The 20576-nt window shown below is 53.3% G+C and carries 19 protein-coding genes and 1 tRNA gene; 9 read left to right on the forward strand and 11 right to left on the reverse strand.

The features are described 5' to 3' along the window. Positions 1–17 precede the first annotated feature (17 nt). Complete coding sequence (locus DTL42_RS01170) at positions 18–1739, reverse strand: methyl-accepting chemotaxis protein (protein ID WP_114366869.1); 1722 nt, start codon at positions 1737–1739, stop codon at positions 18–20. 133 nt (positions 1740–1872) lie between these two features. Then, a complete protein-coding gene (locus DTL42_RS01175; protein WP_114366870.1) occupies positions 1873–2319 on the reverse strand; it encodes a chemotaxis protein CheW in 447 nt (148 codons plus the stop codon). A 584-nt stretch (positions 2320–2903) separates the two neighbouring features. Between DTL42_RS01175 and DTL42_RS01180 the strand changes: the two genes are divergently transcribed. Beyond that, positions 2904–3266, forward strand: coding sequence for a response regulator (locus tag DTL42_RS01180; protein WP_114366871.1), 363 nt, complete (start codon positions 2904–2906; stop codon positions 3264–3266). Positions 3267–3332: 66 nt separating this feature from the next. Here the strand turns inward: DTL42_RS01180 and DTL42_RS01185 are convergent, their stop codons facing one another. Beyond that, positions 3333–4481 (reverse strand): hypothetical protein, encoded by a 1149-nt coding sequence (locus tag DTL42_RS01185; protein WP_114366872.1) that lies wholly within the window; start codon positions 4479–4481, stop codon positions 3333–3335. A gap of 122 nt (positions 4482–4603) precedes the next feature. On the opposite strand from DTL42_RS01185, the gene DTL42_RS01190 reads away from it, so the two are divergent. The 6 genes from DTL42_RS01190 (at position 4604) to DTL42_RS01215 (ending at position 11456) form a co-directional block, all read left to right on the forward strand. Continuing rightward, a complete protein-coding gene (locus DTL42_RS01190) occupies positions 4604–5266 on the forward strand; it encodes a tetratricopeptide repeat protein (RefSeq protein WP_147274117.1) in 663 nt (220 codons plus the stop codon). Positions 5267–5310: 44 nt separating this feature from the next. After that, positions 5311–6888 (forward strand): glycerol-3-phosphate dehydrogenase/oxidase, encoded by a 1578-nt coding sequence (locus DTL42_RS01195; protein ID WP_114366874.1) that lies wholly within the window; start codon positions 5311–5313, stop codon positions 6886–6888. An 18-nt stretch (positions 6889–6906) separates the two neighbouring features. Further along, positions 6907–8400: a glycerol kinase GlpK gene (gene glpK, locus DTL42_RS01200; RefSeq protein WP_114366875.1), complete on the forward strand. Its 1494-nt coding sequence runs from the start codon at positions 6907–6909 to the stop codon at positions 8398–8400. Further along, on the forward strand, positions 8400–8618 hold the full coding sequence (locus DTL42_RS01205; protein WP_114366876.1) for a hypothetical protein: 219 nt from the start codon (positions 8400–8402) through the stop codon (positions 8616–8618). The genes glpK and DTL42_RS01205 overlap by 1 nt, the downstream gene beginning before the upstream one ends. Before the next feature lie 119 nt (positions 8619–8737). After that, complete coding sequence (locus DTL42_RS01210) at positions 8738–10087, forward strand: rhomboid family intramembrane serine protease (protein WP_114366877.1); 1350 nt, start codon at positions 8738–8740, stop codon at positions 10085–10087. A 133-nt stretch (positions 10088–10220) separates the two neighbouring features. Then, on the forward strand, positions 10221–11456 hold the full coding sequence (locus DTL42_RS01215) for a rhomboid family intramembrane serine protease (protein WP_158545181.1): 1236 nt from the start codon (positions 10221–10223) through the stop codon (positions 11454–11456). 85 nt (positions 11457–11541) lie between these two features. On the opposite strand, the gene DTL42_RS01220 is transcribed toward DTL42_RS01215, so the two are convergent. After that, a complete protein-coding gene (locus tag DTL42_RS01220; protein ID WP_114366879.1) occupies positions 11542–12798 on the reverse strand; it encodes a thioredoxin family protein in 1257 nt (418 codons plus the stop codon). Positions 12799–13740: 942 nt separating this feature from the next. Here DTL42_RS01220 and rho point away from each other — a divergent pair. Further along, the gene (gene rho / locus DTL42_RS01225; protein WP_114366880.1) at positions 13741–15066 is read left to right on the forward strand and encodes a transcription termination factor Rho; all 1326 of its coding nucleotides are present in this window, start codon (positions 13741–13743) and stop codon (positions 15064–15066) included. Positions 15067–15085: 19 nt separating this feature from the next. Here the strand turns inward: rho and DTL42_RS01230 are convergent, their stop codons facing one another. The 6 genes from DTL42_RS01230 to DTL42_RS01255 are packed head-to-tail and all read right to left on the reverse strand — an operon-like array spanning position 15086 to position 19626. Further along, entirely contained in the window at positions 15086–15832 is a 747-nt protein-coding gene (locus tag DTL42_RS01230) for a prolipoprotein diacylglyceryl transferase (protein ID WP_114366881.1), read from the reverse strand. Then, positions 15829–17340: a radical SAM protein gene (locus tag DTL42_RS01235; RefSeq protein ID WP_114366882.1), complete on the reverse strand. Its 1512-nt coding sequence runs from the start codon at positions 17338–17340 to the stop codon at positions 15829–15831. Before DTL42_RS01235 ends, DTL42_RS01230 begins: the two co-directional genes overlap by 4 nt. Positions 17341–17374: 34 nt before the next feature. Continuing rightward, entirely contained in the window at positions 17375–17842 is a 468-nt protein-coding gene (locus DTL42_RS01240; RefSeq protein WP_114366883.1) for a hypothetical protein, read from the reverse strand. Further along, complete coding sequence (locus DTL42_RS01245; RefSeq protein WP_114366884.1) at positions 17839–18495, reverse strand: hypothetical protein; 657 nt, start codon at positions 18493–18495, stop codon at positions 17839–17841. The genes DTL42_RS01240 and DTL42_RS01245 overlap by 4 nt, the downstream gene beginning before the upstream one ends. Next, positions 18488–18979: a hypothetical protein gene (locus DTL42_RS01250; protein WP_114366885.1), complete on the reverse strand. Its 492-nt coding sequence runs from the start codon at positions 18977–18979 to the stop codon at positions 18488–18490. The genes DTL42_RS01245 and DTL42_RS01250 overlap by 8 nt, the downstream gene beginning before the upstream one ends. Beyond that, positions 18976–19626, reverse strand: coding sequence for a hypothetical protein (locus tag DTL42_RS01255; protein ID WP_147274118.1), 651 nt, complete (start codon positions 19624–19626; stop codon positions 18976–18978). The genes DTL42_RS01250 and DTL42_RS01255 overlap by 4 nt, the downstream gene beginning before the upstream one ends. Positions 19627–19798: 172 nt before the next feature. Between DTL42_RS01255 and DTL42_RS01260 the strand changes: the two genes are divergently transcribed. Further along, positions 19799–19880: transfer RNA gene (locus DTL42_RS01260), tRNA-Ser, on the forward strand. A gap of 478 nt (positions 19881–20358) precedes the next feature. Here the strand turns inward: DTL42_RS01260 and DTL42_RS01265 are convergent. Further along, on the reverse strand, positions 20359–20576 hold a 218-nt coding region (locus tag DTL42_RS01265; protein WP_147274119.1), incomplete at its 5' end, for an integrase core domain-containing protein.

The raw sequence follows: 20576 nt of genomic DNA on the forward strand, positions 1-20576 counted from the left end.
ACGTGGCACCTGCTTACTTAAATGCGGAATCGGCTCACCAATTCGCGAAGCATGGTTGCCTGAGTTCCCAATTCTTCGCTGCTGGAAGCCATTTCCTCGGACGCGGCGGACGATTGTTCCGTAACGTACGACACTTGCTGGATCGCTCCAGCAACTTCGTTGGCGTTTTGAGCTTGCTCGACCGTCGCCATGGCAATTTCGGAAATCTTGGAAGCGGTTGAGCCAACCCCAGCGATAATCTTCTCCAACGCTGCTCCGGTCTGTTCGCTAAGTGTTGCTCCGTCCTGAACTCGTTGCGTCGACTCTTTGATCAGCGATGAAATTTCTTTAGCCGCTTCGCTCGAACGTTCGGCCAGTTTGCGAACTTCGTCGGCCACCACCGCGAATCCCAAACCATGTTCCCCAGCACGAGCTGCTTCGATGGCTGCATTCAAAGCCAACAAGTTCGTTTGACTGGCAATTTCAGAAATGACCTGAATGATTTCACTGATCTGCTCGGAAGAGGTCTTGATCAGCTCCATGGCCTCGATCGATTTCTGAACTGCGTGGCCACCTTCCTGAGCCATGTGACTGGTATCGGCCGCCATACGGTTGGCTTCGCCAGCGTTGTCTTTCACCGTATCGATGCTGCGGGTTAATTCTTCAATGGAAGCACTCATCTCTTCCACCGCAGCACTTTGCGTGTGAGCTCCCTGAGCAAGATCCTGCGAATTCTCGGCAATAACCGAGGCACCCTCAGCGAACTGCATACCGCTGTCGACCACTTGGCTTAGGATGTCACGCAGATCGGCAATCATGCGATCGATCCCCCCCGCGAGTGCTCCGATCGCGTCGTCTGATTCAAGGTTGATCCGCTGTGAAAGATCCCCCTCGGCAGCCGCTTCGACGACACGCAAGATGCTGTCTACATTGGCTAGAAGAAATTCTTGCTGCTGCCGGTCTTGCTCGGCTCGTAATTCTTCAGCTTGCTTTGCGTTCACCTGTTCGGTTATCAGTTTCCAAGTCACCATGGGTCCGACGTAGTTGTCACTCGCATCGAAGAGCGCGGTCGCTTGAAGCTCGATATATTCGCCTTCCAATTCAATTTGCGTTTCGATCGGCAAATTGCTGGAATCAGCCAACAACCGGCGTTGATACGCAGGATTCGTATGGAAGATGTCGTAAGAAGCTCCGACAATCTCCTCTACCGGAATCGGCAACACATGCTCGATACTATTGAACGCCCTTACCGAGGCAGGATTAACGTAAGTGATAATCCCATCCAAGTTGGCCACCAGGATGTTGACCGGAGCGTTCTCGACAATCGCCGATTTGTCAGTGGCGTCTAGTTCTTGACTCTGATTCTCGGTACTCACTTCCCAGGTCACCATCGGACCAAGGTAAGTCCCCGCTTCGTCATAGATGGCGGAAATTAGCAAGTCGGCAGTTTGATCTCCGATTCGAACACTCGTTCGTAAGGGAAGATTCTGCGGATTACTGATACTGCGGCATTGCTCGTCCGCGCTTTCCAGAAAGATGTCGAGACCTTGTCCAACCACCTCTTCGGGCTTGCAAGGCAAGTGGTCAGCAAGGCCCTGCAGCGTGGCAAGGCTCGCCGGATTGACATAAGTAATGATCAGGTCGGTGTCGGCCATCATGATATTGATGGGGGAACTCTCACTCATCGCGCGGGCGAGTGAGAGTTCATTTTGCAGCTGACTTATGTTCTTCGCCGCAGTGTTGTTTTTCTTTACCGTCATTTTATTAGGCTCGTTCTGCGAGATTGGTCCTGCCCCTTACCATCCGCTGGCTACCGATTGCCTCCTGCCGCTTGGTCTGCGTCCGAACACGACGCAGCCCCTTGCATCACTGAACCGAAGCGTCTACGTGGTTCTACCCAGCGATAGCTTCCAGTTTTTCAGCGTCGGCCTTGCCGAGGATTTTGTCGATGTCCAGCAAGATCAGCAGTCGCTTTTCGAGCTTGACCAATCCGGTGAGATACTCTCGCCCCAAACCAGCCACGGTAGGAGGTGGATTCGAGATCTGATCTTTCGAGATTCGCAAGACTTCGCTGACGGCATCCACCACAATGCCAACCGTCTTGCCACCAACGTTCATCACCATGATGCGGGTTTCATCCGATGGTTCTTGTTCTTGCAGACCAAATCGAAGTCGCAAGTCAACAATCGGAATCACCGTGTTTCGTAGATTGATCAGCCCCTTGATAAAGATAGGCGTTTGAGGGACACGCGTGATTTCCCCCATCAGGATAATTTCCTGAACGCGGGTAATCTCGATCCCATACTCCTCTTTGGCCAGTTGGAAACTGACCAACTGCATGGAGTTGGTTCCCTCACGTCGCTGAGCCGAATGGCTCTCGCGTTCTTCTCTCTTTAGATCTTCAGTTGTAACGGACAATGTTCTGTCTCCCGATGTTTGCTGGAACGAAATCTCGATCAGCTTCCCGAGGTGTCGGGCAGGACAGCCTTGTCCGCTAGGTGCTCCCTTCAAAATTGCCAGAACGCTTGCATTTGCTTGCAGCCAGCCACCTGCACATACTTGACGTTCTCGAATAAAAATCGGTTAGTGTTAGCGACCTTGTTTGCCAAGAGGGAAGATTTTCTCTATTTGTTTCTAACCCCCTCTCTACCTCAGCCAGAGCATGCGGCAAAATTGGAACCACTCTTGCGGCATCCCGAAGGTTTCGCGGTTTTTCCATAATCACTAGGCACAAACAGCAGTTTTGCCGTGATTCAAATCCATAAAAGCGTGTTCCATGGAAAATAGATCGTTATTTGAACAAGCCATTTGACGCACTCGCGGAACAACCTATCGTTCGGTAGGAATTTTGATTTCTAAATCAATTACCAACGGATTACTCAATCCGTGCGGGCAGACTACTAATCAGGAGTTAATAGGAAACCATGGCAACACGCGTACTCGTCGCAGACGACTCGAGCACGATGCGAAAAATCATCCTTCGTTCACTTCAAGCGGTAGGGGTACCGAGTGCCGTCGAAGCCGCTGATGGTGAAGAAGCGGTCAAGATCTTCAAGCCGGGCGAGTTTGATCTCGTTTTGACCGACTGGAACATGCCCGGAAAGAACGGTCTGGAAGTGATCCAAGAGATTCGCAAAGTCGACAAAGACGTGACCATCATGATGGTTACCACCGAAGCAGAAAAATCCCGCGTGATGGAAGCCATCCAAGCCGGCGTGTCCGACTACCTGGTGAAGCCTTTCACGGCCGATACACTTCGCGAAAAGCTGGAAAAGCACGGCTGCTAAAGCTCAGCCGCACGAGCAAGAAAACATCGAAGGCAACGAAGCCACCTGCGGCAACGTTGCCTTTTTTTATTGCGCTGCAGGCTTCTTGCTGACAATCAGTTTGTCACCTTCCAAAGCATAGGTGAACGGCGTTTCGCTAAAGACGGCATCCCAAAGTGCCTTCATATCGGCATTCTCTACCGCGAACGAAATGCGTTGATTCAGTTCTGCTTCCATCCCTTGGGGCAGCACCGCTTCTAAACCAAAACGTGGTGCCAATGCTTGCACGATCGGTCCCAACGGCTGGTCTTTGATTTTGAGGGTAAAGACCTTTTCTCCGGGCATTACTACGGTTTTTCGGGCCGTGCCACCACGGAGAAGCTTGGCAACTTGCTCTTGAATCTCTTGCGAAGCGGTTACCTCAATGCGCATCTTGCCATCCGACTTTACGGTCGCTTCGGGAAACAACTCTTGAATCTTAGCAACCGCGTCTTGATGGTTTCCTTCAAAGCGATGGGTCCGCGTTAACGAAACGTTTTCGGGAATCGGCACCAGTTGCAATTGCACACCGGAAGCGGTCTTATCAAAACGATACGAAGCATCGTAGCCAGCTAAGAGAAGTGTTAGATACTCGGTTGTTTTCAGCGGAGGAAAATCGACCGCCGGCCAAAGGTCGTGCTTTACGACCTGGTCCAAGTTGCTCCATGTCATATCGTGGGCAACGGCCACGTTGATCAACAAGTCGCGCGGCGTGGTTAGTTTCGGCCAGTGATGTTGTTTTTGATGGACTAACTTTACCACTTCGGTAAGCGTGCTTCCTTTCGCAAACTGCGTTTGCAATTCGGCAACGGTCGGCAAGCGTTTGGCAGTTGCTTCAGGACCGATATAAATCACATCCCCGACACGCGACATGCCGGCACCGATCTGTGCTGCAATCCGTAGCAAGCCTGATTCAACCGGTTCGGCGGCAAAGTTCATGGTCATCTCTTGATCGGGATCGATGCGGCGATCCAGAAAGATCGCGACCCCTTGGGTTTGCGAAATACTATGCAACCCATCTCGCAACGGCACCGAATCCCACGTCAAATCAAACGGGCGTTGTAGCTGTTTATCGAGTTCAATACCGGTTCGCCAGGGGATCTTCTCTTGTCCCCAAAGCGGCTGTGAGAATAGCAAGATTGCCGCTGTCAAGAGTCCGCAAATCAAGAATTGGGGTTTGCTCGCGAGAGACGACATTGGGGATTTGCTCCGGAGTTACCGCGTGATTACACTCGTCATTATTCAATGGATTGAAAATAAAGGATTTCTCATCTCAGGACGAGTGGAATGTTGCCCTCGATTTTTATTGAAGCCGATTTGTGACTAACCGCCCGGAGCGAAACCCCGTACTTTTAGAATTCTTCCAGAAATATCTCTCGGAAGAAAACACGGCCGCGTTCATTCATCGTGTCGCGTCTGTATATACGTGCGGAACCTTAGAACGACTTTCCCATCATGGGTTGCCGGAAGTACGCCGGGGAGCCGTCATGGCGTTATGTTTTGTAAGTGATTATTCTTCAAATCATACCGTCGGCATGGCCCTCAGCGATTCAGATCGAGGGGTCCGTTTGATCGCGGAAAATGGGATTCGCTCTCTGTGGATCCGGGCTGGCACCCCGAGCCAACGCCATCGATTGCGCAAGGTCATGAGCCAAATTCAAGGAAATTCTTTGGATTCCGCCTTGAAAGACGCCGATGCTCTGATCGTGGATGCTCCGTGGTATTCCGAAGCCTATAATCAACGGGCTCAGGTTTTTTTTAAACGTCAGAATTTCGAGCGTTCGCTCCGCGACAATCACCAAACCCTGGAAATCAATCCGTATCATTTCCCTGCGGCCATCTCAATGGGACAATGTTACCTCAGGCAAGGTGAAAATGTGATGGCGCTGGACAGCTTCCGCCGGGCTTTGCGTTTGAACCCGAACCTGGAATCCATCCGTACGCAAATCACGTATCTAGAACGTCAACTGGAAGAGATGTAACTCTTCCTCAGACGAAACTGGATGCCTCAGCAGGGATCGCGAACATGGCAGACCACTCCACTCCCGTACTCATTCTGGGTGCTGGCATCAACGGCGCGGCCCTGGCCCGCGAACTTCTTTTGAACCAGGTACCGGTCGTGCTGGTCGATCATAGCGACTTCGCCTCCGGCACGACGAGCTGGTCGACACGTTTAATCCATGGTGGCCTGCGCTACCTGGAACATGGCGAAACGTCCCTCGTGTACGAATCGCTTGCCGAGCGGGAACGATTTCTGGCCAATTCGCCTGAGCATGTTTCTCCGCTCGAATTGATGATTCCCGTAAAATCTCAGTTCGCAGGTCTTGTTTCCTCTGCCTCTGGCTTCTTCAATCTCCCATTTTTCCAGTCAGGCTCCCCATCACGCGGTTCGTGGGCAATTCGTAGCGGTTTGACGATGTACGATTGGTTGGCAGGCAGCCAGCGGCTCGGTTCGCATCGCCGTTTAGCTTCCGCCGAATGGAAGCCGATTGGCTTCGATCCTAGTTTCATGGATGTTTTTTCGTATTTCGACGGCCAAATCGAGTTCCCAGAGCTTTACACCGCCAACCTCATTCACGACTGCGAACAAATCGCGGCAGAGTCCGGGCTACGTTTCACCCTGCGGACCTACCGCAAGCCGATCTTGCATGGCAAATACTTCGAGTTCGAGAATCTACTCGACCGAGACAGCCCCACCGATCCAATCCAACCTGCCGCGTTAGTCAATGCCTCGGGTCCGGCGGGGGACGAAACCTTGACGGCACTCGGCATTGCCTCGGAACGGCTCTTTGGCGGCACGCGTGGTTCGCATTTGATCTCGCATAAACCGGTTCTTCTCGAAACACTGGGCAAGCGTGGTATCTACGCCGAAGCCTACGACGGACGTCCCGTCTTTATCTTGCCTTGGAACGGGGGAGCGTTGATTGGCACGACCGATTTGCGTCATGATGGGGATCCCGAACTGGCCATCGCCAGCGAAGAAGAAATCGATTATCTCCTTCGCTGCGTGAATTCCGTGCTGCCAGAGGTTGGTCTGGCCCGGGAAGACATCACCCAACATTACAGCGGCGTGCGTCCCTTACCCTTTGTTCCGGCAGAATCAACCGCTTCGATCCCACGTGGCCATTGGCTCCACGAACACGACGGTACGCCGTGGCCATGCTTTACGATCGTCGGTGGAAAACTGACCACATGCCGTTCGCTGGCGCAACACTCGGCGAAAATAATCCTGGAAAAACTCAATCGCTCGGTAATTGCCAACTCGCAATCGCGCAAGACGTACGAAGGAGATGTTCCCAACATCTCGCCTGGCACGCGAGCTTCCTTTATCATGCACTCGCTTACCGGAGTCGATATTGCGGCAGGCACCCAAGCCATGGCTGCGGCGGCGATTGACAAGCTGCACGCCAAGACCATGGCCGACATTATCGAGCGCCGCCTCATGCTTGTCTTCGATCCGACACTTTCGCTCTCGCATCTCGACCAAGTCGCCGAGGCGTTGATTGCCGCTGGAAAACTTTCCGCCGAAGCCAAATCGGAAACGATCGCCAGCTATACACAGCGGTTACAATCGCGATTCGGAAAGCAGGTTCTTCCCGCCTAGCCCTCAGAAAGACACATCATGCCCCGCTACATTCTCGCGCTCGACCAAGGGACCACCTCCAGTCGTTCGATTTTGTTCGATCACGATGCCAGAATCGTTTCGGTCGCTCAACAAGAGTTCCGTCAAATCCTCCCCGCGACAGGCCAAGTCGAACACGATCCGGAAGACCTCTGGGGCAGCCAGATCTCGACCGCCGAAGGGGCCCTCGGTAAAGTTGCCCTGGAAGAGGTCGCCGCGATTGGCATTACCAACCAGCGCGAGACAACCATTGTTTGGGATAAACGAACCGGCAAACCGATTCATAACGCGATTGTTTGGCAAAGCCGCGTTTCGAGTTCTATCTGCGATCGCCTCCGCAGCGAAGGGGTGGAAGATACCATTCGCCAAAAAACAGGGCTGGTGGTCGACGCCTATTTTTCTGCTTCCAAGATTATCCACCTCTTAGAAACCGTATCCGGGGCGCGGCAAGCAGCCGAGGACGGGCACTTGCTGTTTGGAACCGTCGATTGTTACCTGGTTTGGCGATTGACTGGCGGCAAGCGTCACGTCACCGATGTCAGCAACGCCAGTCGCACGATGATGCTGAACATCGAAACGCTGGAATGGGACGACGAACTATTAGCCGCGTATAAAATCCCCCGCAGCATGCTGCCAGAAATCGTCGATTGCAGCGGCCAATTCGCTGAAACCGATCCTGCCGTTTTAGGTCGCGTGATTCCCATTTCAGGCATGGCTGGCGATCAGCAAGCGGCTTCGTTCGGGCAAACTTGTTTCGACCAAGGAATGGTCAAAAACACTTACGGCACCGGGGCGTTTGCCCTGATGAACATTGGCGATAAGCCGGTTCTATCGAAAAACAACCTCCTTACAACCGTTGGCTGGCGAATCGGCGACCAAGTTAGCTACGCGTTGGAAGGTTCCATTTTCGTGGCCGGAGCGGTCGTCCAGTGGTTACGGGATGGCCTGGGCATTATCGAAGCTTCGTCAGAAGTCGAACCACTTGCCGAAACGGTTGCAGACAACGGAGGCGTTTACTTTGTGCCAGCGTTTGTCGGTCTCGGGGCGCCTTATTGGGATCCCCATGCCCGCGGCACCATCATCGGGCTTTCGCGTGGAACCACCGGAGGTCATATCGCTCGGGCCGCGCTCGAATCGATGGCATTTCAAACCCGCGACATGATCGAAGCCATGCAGCGTGATGCCGGCGTGCCACTGCAAGTGTTACAGGTCGATGGAGGAGCCAGCGTCAACAATGCTTTGATGCAATTTCAAACAGATTTACTTGGTACTCGCGTCCGCCGCCCAAAAATCAGCGAAACGACCGCCTTGGGCGCAGCGTTTCTGGCAGGCCTGGCAGTCGGTTTCTGGGAGTCGCAAGAAGAGCTTCGCGGGCTATGGCGTCTTGACCGCGAGTTCGAACCAACTGCCGATCCGCACAAAATGGATCAGATGTATACTCGCTGGCAAGAAGCCGTTACGCGAAGCCGTGCCTGGGAAAGGGCAGGGGAGTAATGACGCTGGAAGTTTGGATCATCTCTTTCTTCACGGCTGCGATTGGTTTGGCGGCCATCTGGGCAGCCATCTTCAACATCGAGCCCGTGTTCGCTTCACGCAAAATTGCGTTCGTAGAACGTCGTATCGGCCGCGCAAATGCTCGGCTTGTTGTGGGGGTCGGAGGCGTGGCCCTGCTTGCTCTGGCGATCAGCTTTATCATGCTGCCACCAGGCTGACCAATCTTTCCCTAGAAAAGATTGAACACCACGCAAGGGTGGGATAATCTAGCAGGCAATCTCACGTTCTTATGGGAAGACTCAAACTTCCTGACCGGCACCTATTGAAATCAGAATCGATGCTTCTTCCCTATAGCACTGACGCCACGCTTTATCATCTGCCAACGGCCACGATCTCGCTGATCATCGTCAATGCGTTGGTCTTCTTCGTCTATCCCATGCGTACCAACGACGATCTCTCGCTTCCTCAGATCGCGGCGTTGATCGAACAACTGCACGAACATGGCACGTTGACCGATGCCGAGTACGATCAACTAACCGACGAGGCCGACGAAGAAGAAGCTGAGCAAGAGGCACTGGATGAGGCATCGGGCGAGGAACTACCAGCCGAGGATGAGGATGCTGAAGAGGTTACCATTCCGGCCCCAGATCCGTTATCGCTGCAATACGGACGTGGCCTTCTACCGTGGCAATGGATCACCAGTAACTTCCTGCACTCCGATATTTTTCACTTAGTCGGCAATATGATATGGCTGTGGACGTTTGGCTTGATTGTTGAAGGAAAAATCGGCTGGCAGCGGTTTCTGATGGTTTATTTCGGCATTGGTATCAGCGAGTGTTTCATCGAACAATCGTTGATGCTGTTTTCGTTTCCAACGCCCTGGTCGTGCTCGCTAGGCGCGTCTTCGATCATCTTCGGCTTGATGGCAATTGCCATGCTGTGGGTGCCGGCCAACGATATCCACTGTCTGGTCGGGGTTTGGTCGTGGGATTTTCCGGCGGCCGGCTTAGGTGGCTTCTATCTGATTTACAGCATCATCATCGGGCTTATGTCTTACGGCTCTGGACCGCTCGAATCGCTAGGTACAGAGTTACTCCACGCCCTTGGTGGCGTGATAGGCGTGGGAGTAGGAATTGCTTTCTTGAAGTACCACCTTGTCGATTGCGATAACTGGGATCTGTTTTCAATCTGGGCCGGTCGGCATCGGCTTTCGCGTGAGGAAGCTCACGAATTGGCCGTCAGTTCCGAGCCTTTTCAAGCCAAACAAAAAGTTCAGATCGAAAATGGCCTGAACCAGATTCGCGAACTCTTGCAACAAGGCGAAGCTCCTCAACTGGCGTACCGTGCCCACATTAGCATGCAACAAAAGTACGAAGGCTGGCATCTTCCCGATGCCGAGTTCTTGCTGATCATCAAACAATTGGCCGACCAAAAAAAGTTTACCGAAGCCAGTCAGGCAATTCACGAATACCTGAAAACGTCACGTGCTAAACAAAATCAGGTTCGTTTGAAGCACGCCGCTATCTTGCTCGACCACCTCCACCAGCCGAACCAGGCCCTTACCGTCCTCAAAAAAGTCGACCGCAGCGAACTAAACGCCCGCGAGTTGGCCTTCTATCGAAAGATTTCCAGCCAAGCCGCCAGCCAGAAAGACGATGACATGCTCGATATTCTTGGTGACGATTGACGGAAGTTCGGGCTCTTTCAACAGCGAAGCTGGTATATAGCAATACACCCCAACTAGCGTGGCAAGATTTCTTCCCACCGGGCGAATAACCTTTCGAAGCTCGTTACCTAGAACTTTCCCAAGGTCAAATCTCTTGGTCCTTATTCCTTATGGAACCGATGCCCCACTTTATCATCTGCCGGTGATAACCGTTACGCTTGTCGTTCTGAATGTCGCCATCTTCTTTGCCGAACCCATCCACCGCTTGGCAACCGGGACACAGCAGCACCCATTGGAAGTAATCACCGAGGCGGTCCTGGTACGTCAGGCGGAACAGCCCAAGGAGTACCAGCTGCAGTTCGGCGAAGGGCTTAAACCGTGGCAATGGATTACGTCATCGTTTCTGCACGGCAATCTGCTGCATCTTGTCAGCAACATGATTTTCCTGACCCTCTTCGGCTTGATCGTGGAAGGCAAGCTTGGCTGGTGGAAATTTCTGGGAGTCTACCTAGCAATATGCGCCGTCGCAGGCTTTCTAGCTCAGGGATTCATTAGCCTGGTAAATCCCGGCTACGAAGGGACCGCCTTAGGAGCCTCAGACGCAATTTGCGGACTGATGGCGATTTGCATTCTGTGGGCTCCACTTAATAACATTCAAGTCGTTGTTAATTTCCGTTTTCACTACAACTGGCACTTTGAAATCCCAGTGGCGGCGTTCGCGGGCATCTACTTACTGTTGGATATCATCAGCACTTTGTTCTTTGCCACTTACGCCAGAAGCTTCGCCCCGTTTACAGCCTTTTTGCACACGTGCGGAGCCGTAGTTGGTGCGGCTGTGGGGCTTGCTTTTCTGAAATGGAATTGGGTTGATTGCGATGGGTACGACGCCTTCACGGTCATACAAGGAGGACACCAACGAAACCATTATCGCGGTGAGCTCGAGACACCTTCAATCGATACCGTCACGACCCTCACCACGGACCAAGGGCTGAAGCAAATCCAAGACATCTTACAGGAAGGTCAGCAACCGCAACTGGCCTACCGTGCCCACCTGAGCATGGCCCATCGACATCCAAAGTGGCATCTGCCTGATCGCGAGTTTCTCCAGATCATTCAGCAACTTTGCCGCCAACAGCATTTCGATGACGCGGTTCTCAGCATGCGAGACTACTTGAAAACCCCTCGGGCCAAACAAGATCAGGTGCGGCTCAAACTAGCTTCGCTCCTGCTCGATCCGCTGCAGCGTCCCAGCCAAGCGTTGGAAGCCCTCAAGCAGGTTGACACCACCAAGCTGAACGCCAAAGAAAAGACACTCTATCAGCAAGCCGCTCAGCAAACTCAACAACTCCGCAGCACTGGCGTCATCGATTCGCTTCACTTCGAGGACTAGTAAGCTCGGCACTGCGCATAAAAAAAAGGAGGCGGCTGTTCCAACCGTCTCCCTTTTTCAAGCGAATTCAACGCACGCGTGCGATTTAGCGATGCATGTTCTGGGCTGCCATTGCTTGCTGAACCATTGCCGAATAACGGGTTGGATCTTTCCAGAACGTTTGTAGGCTTTCTTCACTGCTGAACAAGTAAAGCGTACCGCGATGGGTCAAACCGAAGCGACGATCACCAGGAACCGTTTGGCCTTTGTTCAAGTAGGCGACCGGGTCGATTCCCGACATAACCGGGCTGTACTGATTTGGGTTAGCCAGAAACTTCTGCTGTTCGACTTGCGACGAGAACAGATAGATCTGTCCTTGGTGCTGAGCTCCCCAACGCGGGTCACCTTTCTGCCACTTCATGCTTTCCATCAAAGTAACTGGGCAGTAACCATCCATTGCAAACTTCGGCTGAACAGCAGGGGCTGCTGGCGGTTGCTGGGCAACTGGCTGTCCCGGTGCCGACGGTTGAGGAGCCGGTTGTTGGACAACTTGGTTCGCTGCAGGCTGCTGCGGGGCTGGTCCAACATACGCTGGTGGGGCAGGCATGCCAGGTCTCGTTTGCGAAGCAACTGGGCTCGACGAAAATCGGCTTTGTGCTGGGTCGGAAGCGGCCGCAGGCGGCATCGAAGGGGCTGGGCCTGAGTTAGCAAAACGGGAAGTTGGCGGTGGTGGCAATTGCGGAGCAACTTGCTGGGGCGCACTTTGCTGCATCGCTGGCTGCTGCTGAGGTGGGGCGGCGTTGTTCGCGGTGAAACTTGAATAAACCGAACCACGCTGCCCTTGATTTGCTTCTGGCAAAGCGGGCTGCGATACCGGCACCTGCATCGAAGCAGTTACCGTCGGGTTGCTGGTCTGGGCGACCATCTCAGGGGAAGCCGTTGGTTTAGGATTCGCTTTCTGAGACACCATCGCCAGCATCGACACGTAACGACCTTCATCCTGCGGGCTGATCGTACGATATACAAACTGCCCAGCAGGGGTGATGATCACGTCTTGCGGCCAACGATCAACGCCAAACTGCTTGGCGATCTCAGTTTGTTGACTGCCGTTAATCTTTACCGGCACATAGTCTGCTTCCAACGATTGGGCAAACGAAGCCTTGGAAAAGACATTCGCTTCCAAGCGACGGCATGGCGGACAATCGTCGCCATAGAAGTGGATATAGATGAGTTGCTTATTCCTGGTTGCAGCGGCCCGAGCAGTTTCAAGATCGGGCGCCCAGCGAATGGCATCTTCAGCGAAAACGTTTGCTTGAATCGCTAACAACAGGACAATAACAGAGAAACGAGTAATGGTCGTCATGTATGAACGAGCCCCGGTTAGCTGATTCGAAATGATGGCTAGGTTCAGTTTTCCAATCTCTGGTATCGGACCTCTTGCCTTAGCAACTGAACTAAATGTGACGATTTTGAGGAATTTCCTGACTGAAAGGTCCCTAAGTGTTGTGCTGATTGGTTGCACTAGCCCGAAAAGAGTGCCAATAAGTCTTTAAATTGCAAAGACTTGAGCTCCTAAATCGTTTTCACTTAGAGAATTTGGGGAAGTCTGCCGAATGAATAAGAATGATAGCTTGACACGACCTGGTAAATCCTTATGATTCCAGTAGTTTGATCGTCGTCGAACTCATTGCGGGATTTCATTCCCGGGTATTTTTGGACGGCCATCCTTTCTGCCCAATGATGCTTTGCTGAAACCTCAAGCAGTATCAAGTTCTTCGGGCAGTGACGGTTTTCTTCAACTCAGCCGCAAGATAAACAATGTGGCATGTTTAAGAACCAAGGAAGCTTTTTCAGTTCTTCACTGAACTGTGTTGGTTACCATCGATTCGCTAGGGTAACTACGTCTCAGGTAACCATTGATTTTCATTTTAGATACGCCGGGTAACGGATTTACCTTGCGACAATCAATACAAAGTCGCGACTGGCGGAACGTTTTGTTCCTACCACAATCGCAACACCGATGCCTCTCTGGGCTGTATCACTTTTTCACGTGATCGCAGGTCCCGTTCCCCGACGAGAGGCAAGGGCTAATTCGACTCAAGCCCAACGCCAAGCTGTGTTCCTCACATACGGCGGCGGGCATCGCTTGTGCGAGTTTTCCAGCTCCCAAGGCAAAAGGAATCTTTCAAACCATTTCAGGCAAGCTCCTCTTCAACTAGGAGCTGACCTCAGGAATCTGTTAAAGCGGTTTGGCGCTCTCTACTGACGCGACCCACCCTGACTTCTGTGATTAGGTAGTTTTTTCATGTCAAACAAACGGCAGACCCGCTCCAAATCTGGTGGGCGGCGACGTGGTAACAACAGCGGCGGATCATCGGGACCAGGCCCCAAAGGACGTGGGCGATCTGGTGGCAATCGACGTCGCTCTTCTCCTCCTAGCTCCAATGTGCCACGCAATAACCTGGAAAACGAAGAGTTTGAACCAGGCGAACCAATCCCCTTGGAACCTTGCTATGGGCTGCTAGAGATGCACCCCAACGGCTACGGTTTTCTGCGTAGCCCCGCGAACAACTACGCCCGCGAACGAACCGATCCTTTCGTTCCTGGCACCATGATCGAACGTTACGGCCTGCGTGTCGGCGTGATGATTCGGGGCATGATTCAGCATTTCCGCCGTGGCCAAGGGCCTCGCCTGCGTGACATCTTTGATGTCGACGGCATGGTTCCGGAAAACTACGTGAACGTGAAATCGTTCGACGACCTTACCCCCGTCAACCCAAGCCAATACCTTAAGCTGGAATTCGACGGCGGGCCACTTACCAATCGCGTGGTCGATTTGCTCACACCACTGGGCAAAGGCCAACGTGCCTTAATCGTCGCTCCACCGCGCACCGGTAAGACGATGCTGATGCAAAACCTCAGCCGCGGCATTACCGCCAATCATCCCAACGTTAAACTCGTTGTGCTGCTGATTGACGAACGCCCGGAAGAAGTCACCGACATGCAGCGCAGCGTGAAAGGTGAAGTGATCGCCAGCAGCTTAGACCGCGATGTCGAAAGCCACGTGCGTCTCTCGCAGTTGGTGATCGAACGCTGCAAGCGTTTAGCCGAATCGGGACAGGACGTGTTCCTATTATTGGATTCGATCACACGTTTGGCTCGGGCGTTTAACAAATGGGTTGGCGATGGTCGTGGCAACAATGCCACCATGTCTGGCGGTATCAACGTCAAGGCGATGGACATCCCCAAGAAGCTGTTCGCCACGGCCCGTGCCTTCGAAGAAGGGGGTTCGCTCACAATTGTTGGTACGGCCCTGGTCGATACCGGCAGCAAGATGGACGAAGTCATCTTCCAAGAGTTCAAGGGTACCGGTAACATGGAACTGGTCCTCGATCGTAAGCTATCCGATCGACGCGTCTGGCCAGCCATCGATATCTCGCAATCAGGCACCCGCCGCGAAGAACTATTGCTGGACGAAGAAGCCCTGAACGCCGTGATCGCCTTACGTCGCACGTTGACCTCGATGCATCACATCGATGCTATGGAGCAACTCACGCGTCAGTTGGGCAGGTACGAAAACAACAAGCAGTTCATTAGCTTGATTGCCAACAGCCGCGACCGCTATCAATAAAGCGGATTCGCACGCGAGTTCAAACTTTCTCGGAGCCGTCCCCCAAGGTCGGCTCCGTTTTTGTTGCGCCGGCCAAGTGATGATCGCGATAGATGAGCCAAGCAAACAGTGGAATCGCCGCCAATGCAGCCCATTGATAAGCAGTCAGCCCAAATGCGTAAACAGGCTCTGGCCGCAGCCACTCGGTGAAAAACCGAAAGGTCATGTAGGCGATCAAGTAGATCTTGAACAACTGCCCCGGAAACATCTTTTTCTTCCACAGAAAATAGAAGACAACCGCGCAGGTTAAATGGAAGATCGACTCGTAAATTTGCGTCGGATGCCGCAAAATCGTGCCGCCATCTGCGGCCAGCGGAAAGTACGTTCCCCAGGGCAAGTGGCACGCTTTTCCAAAGCAACAACCACCGACATAGCAAGCCCAGCGTCCGATCCCGATCGATACGGCGACCGGGATCACGAAGCTGTCACCCGTCTTCGTACGAATCTCGAGCACCCACTTCGCCAGCTCTACCCCAAAGTAGCCGCCTAAAAGGCCAGCGATGATTGTCTTGCCGTGGGCAAACCAAGCTGTTCCATCAACTAGCCCTTGCCAGTTGTACAATGCAAAGGGCAGCTTCGCGCCGATCATTGCCCCACAAAAACCACCAATAGCAATGCCTAGTTTCTCCCACCAGGCAAGCTGCAGCTTCTCTTGAAATAGCCGTAACAAGATACCGCCGGTTACAATCGCCGACAGCATGATGCCCATGTACGCCAGACTTGTCATGCGGTGGTATCCACGGTGCTCTTCAGTGGCGGCAACTTAACATGCCCTTCACGGTACAACACATTGTAAGCACAAAACGGCACCACATGACCGCTCGGTAACAGGTGATGCACACAGCACTTCATCACCCGGCGAACGTCAAAATTATAGGCATCAAGAAACGAAGTGATCATTATCCGAAATACGTCTCTGGCTCCCAGTTCTTCCTGCATTGCTTTGCCGAAAAACTCGACCGCCGCTTCAGCATAAGCCGGGTCCGCCGTGTTGAGTGCCCCGATCAACTCCTCGACCGGGCTCTTGGAACTCAGTACCGGCAAGGACAACCCTTGACTGGTCTCGGTAGAGGAGGGGGGAGCACAACTTCCGCCAGGGCAACATGCCTCGCGAACCAGGTAGCGTTCCAAGATTTCTTTTACGGCTCCGCGCTGAAACGAGATGCCACCCGCTAAAAGGTCCAAATGCTCGGCCGCTTTGATGAATCGCATCAGCGGAACCAGTTCTCCATTGCGGCGGTAGGCGTACGACATCTGGTGGCAATTCGGATGGGCACACGGCAGCGGCATGAAGTCAGCTTCGGTATAGCGGCCTGAAGTCTGCTCGACAATGCCCCGGATAACATCGGGAAACGTAATCCGGTTTTCCAATTCTTCCGGCAGCACATGCCGCCCCGAGTAAGTCGCCGGCTGCAAGCTAAGCCCCGTAATCCAAGGTCTGCTCGCACAATAGTCGACCAATTGCCCCAGTTCATCGTCGTTCACCCCTGGCTGCAAGGTCGCCACCAGGTTCACATGCAGCCCGGCTTGGCCGCAGTTTTCGACGGCTTTTAACTTCGTTTCAACCAGCGACTCACCACGTAGCTTGAGAGAGGTCGACTCGCGGAAACCATCGAATTGCAAATAGATCTCCACTCGCTTCCGCCGCTGGGCTAAGAAGTCGACCAACTCCGGATCGTGCGCCAGACGAATGCCGTTTGTGTTGATCATGACGTAGTCGATTGGCTGCGACAGCGCGTAGTCAAGGATCGCGCGGAACTCGGGATGAATGGTCGGTTCGCCGCCAGAAAGCTGCAGCACCTCCGGCTTGCCCTCCACCTCGACATAGCGATCGATCGTCCGCTGACATTCTTCCAGTGTCAGATGCTTACCGCCAGGGCCACTCGAAGCGTAACACATCGGGCAAGCAAGGTTGCAGCTCGAAGTCACTTCCAGCAAACCGATACAGGTATGCTGTTCGTGCTCGGTGCAGAGCCCGCAATCGAGCGGACATCCTCTGTTCGGTTCAACACCAAAGTCGCGAGGTATCTTCCCCGGCACATTGAACTGAGTCTGATCGTACCAGGACACATCCGAGCAAACATAGTCGTCTCGCGTACCGTGTGCTTCGCACCGCTTACGAAAGTAAACCCGATTGCCGCGCGTAATGATCTTCGCTGGAACCACGGCCAGACACTCTGGACACAGGCTTTGCGTAATTCCAAGAACGGTGTAGTCGCGAAATTGATAGGTCATAAGCTTGTAATGGTTTCTCTGAGTCGCCTCTACTTCAGTGCCCCGCAATCAGCATGAGGCAAAATGCAAACAGCGCAATAATGGTCGCAATGCCTAGCAAGATGACCGTTCCAATCGTGACCACCAACGCCGAAACGGCAAACGAAAGATGGCGGATCCATTTGCTTTCGCTTTGACTGCCACGCAATATGAACGCGGAAATTACTACCACCAGGGGCAACACGACGAGCAAAAATGAAACGAGCCCATCAAGACTATTGGCCAACGCCCCCAGCGCAAGCGGCACCGTGCCGAGCACTAACATCCCAAAAGCCGACGCTGCCAAACGAGACGCAACCTTTCCCCGGCCAGACGAAGCCGTTGGAGGTACCAGTTCCGCCTCGACGGTCTCTTCTTTCCCCGTATATAAAGGACTACGGCAGATCCAACACACGTTGGCAAACGAGTTGTTCTCGGCGCCACACTCTGGGCAAACAACCAGCGGCACATCGGAACGTGTCATTTCGCCTCCTTGGCCTGTTGCAGATCGACGCGCTGTTGATATTGCTCGGCCAAAGTTCGAGCCAGACGCACAACTTGACCAACGACAATTCCGGTCGCACCAATACATGCCAACGCAACCCCTTGTTGCACCAACGGCACCACGTGATCGGCATCGAACCACGAATCGTCAACCGCCCCGACGCTGGCCAGGTAGGCCACCATTGCCCCCAACGTTGCGGCCCAAACCAATTTCAAATCGAACCGCAGGCCCGCCATCGCCACCACAAGATAGAAGGCACCGGTCAACGAGGTCATCATCGGGCCACCTGCCAAGGCCACCAGAGCCGAAATCGCCAACAAGTCGATTGCTGTCGTCAAGAAAGGCAGCCAGGCTGGCAGAAATCGCTTCAGCACCAACAGCAAGGTTAACAGCGACACGACCAGCAGCAGCACAGCCACCGCTGTCGCCCCTTGCTGAAACCGTAGATTCGCCGCACGTGCTTCCCCGGATAGCACCAGAAAGTGATGCCCCAACTGACAAGCATACAGCACCACGACCGCGATCGCCCGCAAGATCAACGCCCGCAGTTCGCCAGTATACGTCTGCCAGCGTCGGACAATAAACCACTGCCGATCGCGAACCTCGCCAGTCAACTCAGACAAGCTATCCATCTGATCCTTCTTTCGCGATAGGTCCCTTCACAAAAGCATGAAACGCCAAAAGAAAAACGAAACCCGCCAGCAGTGTCGGTAAGACATTGCTAACGATAGCCAGAACGAGCCTATCGGCCCTCAGAGTGACAAGCATCATGCGCGTCATCAAAGCACTTCTCAACCAAGTTACTATGGTGAAAAAGCAAATCGATAGCATTCCCCCTACAGAAGACAAAAGAATATGGATCTGTCGATCCCACCCAGGCGTTTTCCTCTGCAGCTGTCGCTCTCTGTGTAATATCAGATAGGCCCGCACACAGCCTGGCAACAAGACGAGCAAAGCTGCCACTAGCACACCTAAAGGAGCCCCCGCCAGCACACCGAGCAGGCAAACAAACAGAGCCGCTCCCACTACCATCCACAACGCAAACAATGAATCTGTCGGTGGCTCTGGTTCAGGCTGAGGAGTTTCGAAAGGGTTAATGGACTCTGGCGAATTCATTTCGGCTCTTCACCATTAGAATTGCTGGATAACGATTTTGTCTTTGAAAGCGCTTGTCTGCTTGGATAGAAAAGTGAGGCGACAAACAAAACAACGAACCCCACCAGTGGCAAGACCACGCCCAGAATGAATCCAGCGGACAGCAACCATTGCTCGTTCAAGTTGCTCTGCGACATCACAGAAATCGTCATGAAGCAAACCAAACCGCATGCAATCGAAACTCCTAAGGCGATGCCCATCACCATGAAGAACGAGCCAATCACCAAACCAATTTGTATTCGTGGTTCCAGCAAAATCCCTTGACCACCCAGCCGGTGCAGCCGAACGTAGGCATGCACAAAGGCTGGCGCCAGCCCCAGGGCCAGCAAAATAGAAATCCCCGGCCAAAAGGGAAGCAAAAAAATGGCTACGCTCCCCACCACGCACAATGCCACCCAAAATCCCAAGAGGGAATCAGCCTGCTTAGTAACAGCGGGCCCGGCAGGTGAACGAAACGGATTGGGCTCGCTCCCCTCTGGCATCAAAGATCCCTCCCGATAAAAAATCGATTCTGGCACAGTTTGCATCACGCTAAAGCTCATTCCGGCAGCTCTACCGTTATCGGCTATCGCCAGCCCACCGCCGACCACAGCCAGCACAAGACGCAATAAATTCCGGAAAACCGCTCTAATGCTCCGCCTAGCATACGCGAAAAACACCCCTGTTGCGGCCAAATCTTCTGGCCGCTATTCTCATAAATCAAACGATTCGTTAAGATGCACCGTGAACCTAGAGCCCCCGTCAGGTCTCCCTTAGGGAAACTTCACGGTGCGTCTAACTGGAGGGTATGCGAATGGTTAGCGGTCACATTGGAAATGTGATGCCCCGTAAGGGGTTGCGAGTTCGAATCTCGTGCCCTCCGCTTCAAGCCAAGGCCGTCAACATAAGTTGTTGACGGCCTTAATCTTGCGCTGAATCAGCCATCCTCCAACGGCCTCACTGCCCCCAACCAGCAAATCACTTCGGTAGCCCTTGGGTAATGCGGTAGAAAAAGAAACCCAAACTCCTGGCCCCGATAGCGATTGCGGTCGCAATTCTGCGTGCCGTTTCCCGAGAGAAAACCCCATAAAACCAGGGGGTCCTAACTTCTTCAAAGAGGGCCGCGTTGCCCTAAAATGGTCCTTCTTGGCCCTCTTTTTCCCGTATATGGAGCTAACGATGTTTTTTCGAATACCATGATTTTTCCGAGGGTTTTGCTACTTCTACCAATGCAGCCTCGAACCTACGAACACGTGGAGGTCTTGAATGCCTTTCTCTCGGCAAAAAAAGGCGGACGTCCCAATCACATCATGACAGCAAATGAAGTGGACCCCATTATTCGGACCACGGGGCCACGTTTCTTAGATAGAGTGTTTCACTCGCTCGGACCGGTCAGGCCGGTAGACTTGCCAGGGGGTTTTTCGTCCTAGCGACTGGTGTCGCCGACGGTGGTCGTAGTAGTCCAGGTACTCCCCCAGGCTTTGATAACAATCGGCTCCGCTCGCGTATTCCTTGAGGTAGACCTCCTCGTATTTCAAGGTTCGCCACAAACGCTCGATCATCACGTTGTCGATCGCTC

Source organism: Bremerella cremea, from assembly GCF_003335505.1.
In the GTDB taxonomy this organism is placed as follows: domain Bacteria; phylum Planctomycetota; class Planctomycetia; order Pirellulales; family Pirellulaceae; genus Bremerella; species Bremerella cremea_A.

Bases quoted from the DNA above. Each gene is read 5' to 3' on its own strand.
- DTL42_RS01180 (WP_114366871.1), top strand. From the start codon at position 2,904: ATGGCAACACGCGTACTCGTCGCAGACGACTCGAGCACGATGCGAAAA.
- glpK (WP_114366875.1), top strand. From the start codon at position 6,907: ATGCCCCGCTACATTCTCGCGCTCGACCAAGGGACCACCTCCAGTCGT.
- DTL42_RS01185 (WP_114366872.1), bottom strand. From the start codon at position 4,481: ATGTCGTCTCTCGCGAGCAAACCCCAATTCTTGATTTGCGGACTCTTG.
- DTL42_RS01195 (WP_114366874.1), top strand. From the start codon at position 5,311: ATGGCAGACCACTCCACTCCCGTACTCATTCTGGGTGCTGGCATCAAC.
- DTL42_RS01220 (WP_114366879.1), bottom strand. From the start codon at position 12,798: ATGACGACCATTACTCGTTTCTCTGTTATTGTCCTGTTGTTAGCGATT.
- DTL42_RS01240 (WP_114366883.1), bottom strand. From the start codon at position 17,842: ATGACACGTTCCGATGTGCCGCTGGTTGTTTGCCCAGAGTGTGGCGCC.
- DTL42_RS01175 (WP_114366870.1), bottom strand. From the start codon at position 2,319: ATGCAGTTGGTCAGTTTCCAACTGGCCAAAGAGGAGTATGGGATCGAG.
- DTL42_RS01205 (WP_114366876.1), top strand. From the start codon at position 8,400: ATGACGCTGGAAGTTTGGATCATCTCTTTCTTCACGGCTGCGATTGGT.
- DTL42_RS01210 (WP_114366877.1), top strand. From the start codon at position 8,738: ATGCTTCTTCCCTATAGCACTGACGCCACGCTTTATCATCTGCCAACG.
- DTL42_RS01250 (WP_114366885.1), bottom strand. From the start codon at position 18,979: ATGAATTCGCCAGAGTCCATTAACCCTTTCGAAACTCCTCAGCCTGAA.
- DTL42_RS01235 (WP_114366882.1), bottom strand. From the start codon at position 17,340: ATGACCTATCAATTTCGCGACTACACCGTTCTTGGAATTACGCAAAGC.
- DTL42_RS01170 (WP_114366869.1), bottom strand. From the start codon at position 1,739: ATGACGGTAAAGAAAAACAACACTGCGGCGAAGAACATAAGTCAGCTG.
- DTL42_RS01230 (WP_114366881.1), bottom strand. From the start codon at position 15,832: ATGACAAGTCTGGCGTACATGGGCATCATGCTGTCGGCGATTGTAACC.
- DTL42_RS01245 (WP_114366884.1), bottom strand. From the start codon at position 18,495: ATGGATAGCTTGTCTGAGTTGACTGGCGAGGTTCGCGATCGGCAGTGG.
- rho (WP_114366880.1), top strand. From the start codon at position 13,741: ATGTCAAACAAACGGCAGACCCGCTCCAAATCTGGTGGGCGGCGACGT.